The following is a 6935-nucleotide window of genomic DNA, read 5'->3' as shown; positions in this document are numbered from 1 at the left end:
TATCGCTCAAGCGATGGAAGAGTAGGTCGCCGCCAGGCATTGATGCCGGTGAAACAAACAAAAAGAACCCATCACAATGTCACCTCCGGCCAACACACGCCGGATCCAGCCGAGCCACACCGCGTCATGCCCAAAACGTGCCGCAGAACAGCTCAGCTCAGCGTCGCGGGGTGGAGCAGCCCGGTAGCTCGTCAGGCTCATAACCTGAAGGTCGCTGGTTCAAATCCAGCCCCCGCAACCAACGTTGAGGATGGCGATCCTATCGGTCACGGCTGCATCAGATCGTGGCGGAACATCGGCTTCGGCTACCGGCGGCTGGGATCATGCTGGTCCGCGACGGGCTGGTCATGAACTAAGAGGAGCTGCTGCGGGTCGAGCGCCGGCGTGGCTGTAAGCGAGCGACGACACCCGAGCATCCATAGCGCTGCCGCGAGGCCCATATCTCCGCTGAAGTCTGAAATTTGTCAGCGACACGCTTGTCAGCGACCGGTTCATCCGGATTCTGACGGTGGTTGACGAATTTACGCACGCGTCGCTGTGCTCCGCAGGCGGCGCGGCGGACACGATCGACTGCGATGTTGACGCCAAGCTGGTTTGGAAGCTCGCCTTATGTCGCTCCGACACATGTGAGGGCTTCTTGTACCTTTTTCGCGAGCACCATATTTTCTTAGGGTGGTTCCCGCAGGTACTGTATAAGTACTTCTAAGGTCGCCAAACGTAAACCATCTAAGACGGTAAGGCACCCGTGCGACGATCGCTGCGCGGATCAAGGAAGAACGCCTAAGGCTGACGCGATCGCATATCGCGTTTGCTGATCTGGCGGGCGTCACGAAGAGCGCACAGGTCAAGTGGGAGAGTGATGCTTCGTCCACACCTATCGCTCCGGCATTGGCCGTGTGGGCTGAGGCCGGGGTGAGACGTTCTCTACATACTGACTGGAAAGCGGTCGAACGACCGCGCCGATGAGGCGGTGCAAGCAGACGAGCAGTTAGCCGCCATTCGGCGCGACATGTTAGTCACGGCTTGGATGCCTTTGAACGTTGAAGATGAGGCTGTGGCAGCAGATCGTGTGATGAAAATGCGGACGGGACACCTCCGCGCGCTTATACAGGGCTGCGCAGGTGTTGGTCCTCTGACGGACGAACAACTTGAGGAGGCCGAAAGAGTCCGCAAGATCGTCACTACCCCAGTTTCGCTTGCAGCTTTCTGTGCCGCTGATCGCGTTCCAGCATCTTGCTCGCCGCCGGCGGCTGCGCAAACGTATCAGGTTGCACACCGATCTCGGCGATTACCAACCCACAGAAGCTGTGATCGAAACCATGACCACGCTAGCGCTCGACCACGGTGCGTTGATCGATCTGCTGTCGGGCTTGTTCTACGGGATCATCGTTGCTGATGAAGGGCCGGGTTGGCCCGAAAGTGACTCCTGAAAAGTTCGCCAGCTTAACGGCCGCGTTTTTGAGGCGGCCGAGCGCCCGACGAGCCACAAAGTCTAATCTTTTTAGAGGGTGCCAACTTAATCGGTCCGCTTTGAGGCTGCGTGTGCAATTTGCCATCTTAGATCACGCCCGCGCCGGGAACGCCAATCCTGTCACTTGGCCGCAAACGGCGTAAAGCCGCCATCTATTGGCAATTACGAGCTTGGCGAGTTTCGCCGCATCGTCTCCCTCTCTCATGCCCAGCGGATCTTCAAATAAGCGACTTGGCAACTTAGTCCAAACCTTAATGTCCGTTGCACGAACCCTACCCTAAAATCGAGAAACTGGCGGTCTTCTGCGGTCTTTTCCCATATTGCTTGGGTTGTTCCCGGATATCCCCGCTAGTCCGGTTTTTTAAGTCCCCTCACACCCGACGCGCTGATGTATGAGGATTGATCCCGGTGGTGCGGAGAAGCCGGCTCTTGGATCAGGATAGACGCCGGAGCGATGGGTTGATCCCCGCGGGTGCGGGGGAGCCTCGGCAGCGCATCATTGATCCCACCAAGCCCCGGGTTGATCCCCGCGGGTGCGGGGGAGCCCGGGTGGACGCGGCCCAGGCGACGGTGGACAAGGGTTGATCCCCGCGGGTGCGGGGGAGCCGCGGCACGCGGCCGCCCCGGCGGAGATCATGCGGGTTGATCCCCGCGGGTGCGGGGGAGCCTCATCCTTGGTCATGACCTCGCCCGACCAGTCGGGTTGATCCCCGCGGGTGCGGGGGAGCCGTATCGCGGCGGGCCTTTACGGCTGGTGGATCGGGTTGATCCCCGCGGGTGCGGGGGAGCCACAACCGCGATTGCCGCAGCACGTAGAAGATGGGGTTGATCCCCGCGGGTGCGGGGGAGCCCGCGGACGGAACGCTCACCCTCTCCGAGGTTCAGGTTGATCCCCGCGGGTGCGGGGGAGCCATGGGCGGGATCGTCGGATTGACGACCGGTCAGGGTTGATCCCCGCGGGTGCGGGGGAGCCGATTTCCAGCCGTATGCCCGACAAGCAGTCCGGGGTTGATCCCCGCGGGTGCGGGGGAGCCTCTGCATCCTAATAGATTGATTAAGCTCACATTGTCAAAGAAGCATGAGCGTGCGCTCAGGACATGGGTGATATCGATCGCGGCGGAAGGGGGCGGCGGACGAGGAGGAGGGCATCGTGGACGAGAACGTCCTTTGGCGGCTCACCAAGCGTTGCGAGGCCGAGGCCGCCGGCGGAGGCGGGTTCGGCCCAGCACATGACGATGCTGCCGCGGCGCAGGCGGTTGTGCCATTCCTCCACCACCGCCCAGATGCGGCCGCGCACGCCCGCGCTCATCCGTGGCTGCGCGTAGACGCCGGGTGCCAGTTCAAGCATCGCCGAGCCGAGCAGCCCGCGGTAGCGATCCTCGACATCGCGGGTGATGACCACGGTGAGCGGCATCAGGTCGCGCGCCTGTTTTCGGCCACGCTTGCGGCGCCAGCGCCAGCGCCGGTGTCTGCGATCACCTCGCCCTCCTGCCCCGGCATCAGCAGCGTCTTGATCCGGTCGATCATGCCGGGAATGACGCTACGCTGACGGAACAGCAGCGCCGCGCGCTTGCGCACCAGTCGCTCGATCGGCGCGGCACCCGCCGCGCGCGCCTCGCGCACCGCGGAGAAGGCGATGTCGAGCAGTACGTCGTGGCGGTAGAGGTCGGCGATGTCGAGCACGAAGCTCTGCCCTGAGTCCTCGTGGACGAAACCGAGCTGCGGGATCGCGCCGACCGCCGCCACCGCGACGCTTGCTGCCGCGGTCATCGCCGCGCCGGCGTGGTTGATCGCCTGGTTGGCGAGGTCGCCGGCTTCCGGGTTCTCGCGGTCGTAGCGGCGCCCGCCCCAGCCGATACCGTGGCGTTCGGCGGCGAGCGCGTAGGCGCGCTTGATCCGCGCGCCCTCCTGCCCGCGCAGCACCGCGATGTCGCGCGTGCGCACGATCTCGCCGAAGCGCATCGCGTACATGGCGCGCGCGACCTCCATCCGTTGTTTCGGATCGGCCCAGCGCCGCACCTGCGCACGTGCGAGCGCGGAGGTGTCGGGCATCAGCGGCGGCGCGGTGTAGAAGCGCACCGCGCCGTCGCCGATCGCGGCGAGCGCGCAGCCGTGCCGCGCGAGCAGGCGGAGCGCGTTGTGCGTGACGCTGGAGCCGGGTCCGAGCAGCACGATCGAGATGGTATGATAGGGGATCTGGTAATCGCCCGCCGCCATCGCGTCGCTGCCGTTGGTCGCGAAGCGCAGGCAGCCGTCCTCCACCTCCAGCCGCCCGCGATCGAGCCAGATCAACCCGTGCCGGTCGGCGTGCGGAATGCGCGCGCGCTCCAGCCCGAGACGACCCGACAACATCTAACGCGCGCGGCCGGGCGGGGCGAGGAGGAGCATGCCGAAGCCGAAGGCAGCGTGTCGGCCGACGCCGCCGGCGAGCAGCGCGGCGAAGGCGGTGGGATCGGCGACGGCGAGCGTGCCGGCCATGACGGCGTCGGGACCTTCGACCGCGAGGGTGCGCGGCTGGCCGCCTGTACTGCCCCTGCCCGCGTGCGTGTTGCGGCGGGTGCGTGCGCGGCGGAAGTCGCGCAAGCCCGCGTGCTCGATCGTCGCCACGCCGTTCAGCCGCGCGGTGAGCCAGTCGGCGTCGACCGCCTCGCGCGAGATGCCGTCGATCGCGTTGAACTCGGTGTCGCTTTCAGGCGTGCCGCCCGCGTCTCCGCCGGTCACGGCTGCGCGCTCGCACGCGGCGACGAAGGCGTCGATCTCGCCCGCGCGCGGTTGCCAGCCGCCGCGCTCGGCGCGTGCGGTGCGCGCCTGCTTGCCGAAGCGCACGACGGGGCGGACGCGCACCTCGAACGCGTAGCGCGCGCCTTCGCGCCACGCGTCGGGCATCGATTGCAGTTGGTGGTCGCCCGGGAAGATTGCGGCGGCACCATCGTCGGCGGGCGGGAGTGCGGCGGCATCGCCAAGTGCGGCGGCGTCGGCGACATAGCCGAGCAGGTGAGCCCCGCGCGGATGATCGGGCAGAAAGCGGAATGGACGCGGCGCGGCGGCGCCGAAGCGCGCGGCGAGCGCGGCGTGGAGCGCGTAGCCCGCGTCGTCGTCGTCGAGCCGTCGCTCGACCGCGAAGCGTTGCAGCGCGTGCCGGTCGATGCCGATCCGCAGCAGGTGAAGCGTCACGCGGTCGCCTCCGCCGGCCAGTCGAGTTGGCCGTGGACGACGCGGCGAAGCCCGGCGTGGACACCCGAGGGCCAGTGACGCTCGTCGGTGAGTGCGTCTTCCTGCGCGCCCGCCGCCTCCGCCTGCGCGCGTGTCGCTCCCGTCAGCTCCGCGTAGGGCCATTGCGCGCGCACGCGGTCGCGCCGCGCCGCGCCGTCGAGCAACGCTAGACCGGCGGAGAGCGCAGCGGGGATCGTTTCCGCCTCGACGATGCCGAGTAGCAGCGGGCGTGAGGGAACGAACGGTTTGCGCCCGATGAACAACGGCCGTTCGGGCCGCGCGAGCGCGTGCGCGAGAGCGTCGAGATGGGGAGCACTGTCGTCGGGGTCAGGAGGCGCGACCCGACACGCCACCAGCACGCGCGCGTCGGCGTCCATGTCGCGGAAACGAATGTGCGGTGACTTGTAGGTGTCGCCGCCGCCGGCGCGCCCCTCCACCCGCCCGCGGGTGGTCCAGCCGCGGTCATTCACCTCGAGCTTGGCGGTCTGGAAATCCTGCATGCGCTGCCCCTCGGCGACGCGCGCCGCGCCGATCGTCAGCCGCGACTGGAGGTCGGCGTGCCGATCGATGTCGAAGCGTTCCCAGCCGAGCGCGTTGGCGAACAGCCCCGCAATCATCGACTTGGCGGGGAAATCGCGCACGACACCGTTGGCGTCGACCACGTCGCCGCCGAAGCTCATCAACGGCGCGTCGAGGTCGACGAGCAGGTGCCTCACGCGGAAACCGCGGCATCGCGCACGACGGCACCGGCCCAGGCGGCGAGATCGCGCAGGCTGCTGCCGGGGATCGGTGCTGGTGGTGCGCAACAGCGTCGCGGGCGCGGTGGCGGTCGCGCAGGCGGTGGCGGCGCGCGCGCCCGAATTGGCGTTCGCGGTGGAGGGCGTGCCGACGCTGCACCACGGCCGCTTCGCGCGCGATGATCGCCAGCGGTTGGACGAAGCGGTGGAGCAGGCGTTCGGCAAGCGGCGTCATGCACGCGGGCAGGTGCTGGTCGGTATGCAGACGCTGGAAAAGTCGCTCGACATCGATGCCGATTTCCTTGTCACCGATCTGGCGCCGATCGACGTGTTGTTGCAGCGGATCGGACGGCTGCATCGCCACCGGCGCTACGATCGCGGCGCGTTCGCGCCGGCGCGCGTGCTGGTGCTGCGCTCGGCGGCACGAGACCTGTCGGTGCTGCTGGGCAAGGGCGGCGGCGCGCGGCATGGCCTTGGCAGCGTCTACCCAAATCTGGTCCAGCTCGAGGCGACATTGCGGGTGCTGGAGCAGTCACCCGAGATCGTCATCCCGCGCGACAACCGCCGGCTGGTCGAGCGCGCGCTGCACCCCGACGCGCTCGCCGCGATCAGCGCGGAAGGAGCGGCGTGGCACAATCACGCCGCCGAGCGTGCGGGCGGCGAGCTCGCCTCGGCCGAGGCCGCGCGGCGCATCGCGCTCGACCTGTCGCAGCCGTTTCGCACATTGACCTTCGCGGATGTCGAGGAAGCGGTGGTCACGCGACTGGGCGCGCGCGACCTGCTGATCGACCTGCCCGATCCGATCGCCAGCCCGTTCGGCGGCGCGATCACGCGCATCGCGATCCCTGCGCATCTGGCGCGCGGGATCGGTGCGTGCGACGAGCCACGCGTGACCGGTCCGGCGACGTTCGAGATCGGCGCACGGCGGTACGACTACGATCAATGGGGTCTGCACGCGCTCAGGTGATGGCGTGCGGTGAAGGTCGTGTCAGCGTGCCGGCATTCGGCTAAGGCGGGTTGCGCGGATCGGGAGCAGCGAGTGGCGGACGTGATGAGAGCGGATGAGGCGCCCTGGTGGAAGGGCGCGGTGATTTATCAGATCTACCCGCGCAGTTTCGCCGACGCGAACGGCGACGGGGTGGGCGACCTGCCCGGGATCACCGCGCATCTCGACTACGTCGCCGCGCTCGGCGTCGATGCGGTGTGGATTTCGCCCTTCTTCACCTCGCCGATGGCGGATTTCGGCTATGACGTGTCGGATTACTGCGACGTCGATCCGGTGTTCGGCACGCTCGCCGATTTCGACGCCCTGGTGGCGCGCGCGCACGCGCTTGGGTTAAAGGTGCTGCTCGACCAGGTGTGGGCGCACACCTCGGACCAGCACCCGTGGTTCAAGGACAGTCGCGCAAGCCGGACGGGCGTGCACGCCGACTGGTACGTGTGGCGCGATGCCAAGCCTGACGGCAGCCCGCCCAACAACTGGCAGTCGGTGTTCGGCGGCCCGGCATGGACGT

At 67.6% G+C, this 6935-nt stretch carries 7 protein-coding genes, 1 tRNA gene and 1 CRISPR repeat array; of the genes, 4 read left to right on the top strand and 4 right to left on the bottom strand.

From position 1 onward, the window contains the following. Positions 1-164 precede the first annotated feature (164 nt). Positions 165-241, top strand: a tRNA-Met gene (locus tag QZ847_RS07675). A 967-nt stretch (positions 242-1208) separates the two neighbouring features. Beyond that, positions 1209-1430 carry a hypothetical protein gene (locus QZ847_RS07670; protein ID WP_294355052.1) on the top strand — a complete coding sequence of 74 codons (222 nt, stop codon included), beginning with the start codon at positions 1209-1211 and terminating at the stop codon, positions 1428-1430. Positions 1431-1866: 436 nt separating this feature from the next. Then, positions 1867-2505: a CRISPR direct-repeat array (repeat unit 29 nt; unit sequence GGGTTGATCCCCGCGGGTGCGGGGGAGCC). A gap of 56 nt (positions 2506-2561) precedes the next feature. On the opposite strand, the gene cas2e is transcribed toward QZ847_RS07670, so the two are convergent. Genes cas2e through cas5e form a run of 4 tightly spaced genes read right to left on the bottom strand, consistent with a single transcriptional unit; the run spans position 2562 to position 5400 of the window. Continuing rightward, positions 2562-2885 (bottom strand): type I-E CRISPR-associated endoribonuclease Cas2e, encoded by a 324-nt coding sequence (cas2e, locus tag QZ847_RS07665; protein WP_294355049.1) that lies wholly within the window; start codon positions 2883-2885, stop codon positions 2562-2564. After that, entirely contained in the window at positions 2885-3823 is a 939-nt protein-coding gene (gene cas1e / locus QZ847_RS07660) for a type I-E CRISPR-associated endonuclease Cas1e (protein WP_294355045.1), read from the bottom strand. The genes cas2e and cas1e overlap by 1 nt, the downstream gene beginning before the upstream one ends. Continuing rightward, the gene (locus tag QZ847_RS07655) at positions 3824-4645 is read right to left on the bottom strand and encodes a type I-E CRISPR-associated protein Cas6/Cse3/CasE (RefSeq protein WP_294355043.1); all 822 of its coding nucleotides are present in this window, start codon (positions 4643-4645) and stop codon (positions 3824-3826) included. It abuts the gene before it with no gap. Beyond that, the gene (gene cas5e / locus QZ847_RS07650; RefSeq protein ID WP_294355038.1) at positions 4642-5400 is read right to left on the bottom strand and encodes a type I-E CRISPR-associated protein Cas5/CasD; all 759 of its coding nucleotides are present in this window, start codon (positions 5398-5400) and stop codon (positions 4642-4644) included. Before cas5e ends, QZ847_RS07655 begins: the two co-directional genes overlap by 4 nt. 79 nt (positions 5401-5479) lie before the next feature. Here cas5e and QZ847_RS07645 point away from each other — a divergent pair, with 79 nt between their 5' ends. Both QZ847_RS07645 and QZ847_RS07640 read left to right on the top strand, forming a co-directional pair. Then, positions 5480-6388, top strand: a complete 909-nt coding sequence (locus QZ847_RS07645; protein WP_294355033.1) for a hypothetical protein — start codon at positions 5480-5482, stop codon at positions 6386-6388. Between the two features lie 84 nt (positions 6389-6472). Continuing rightward, positions 6473-6935 (top strand): alpha-amylase family glycosyl hydrolase (locus tag QZ847_RS07640; RefSeq protein WP_294355030.1); only part of this gene is annotated, 463 nt, incomplete at its 3' end.

Origin of the sequence: uncultured Sphingomonas sp., assembly GCF_913778135.1 — a bacterium.
Taxonomy (GTDB): Bacteria; Pseudomonadota; Alphaproteobacteria; order Sphingomonadales; family Sphingomonadaceae; genus Sphingomonas.
The sequence above is the reverse complement of the archived record's forward strand: the minus strand, read 5'-3'. Positions and strand labels throughout refer to the sequence as shown.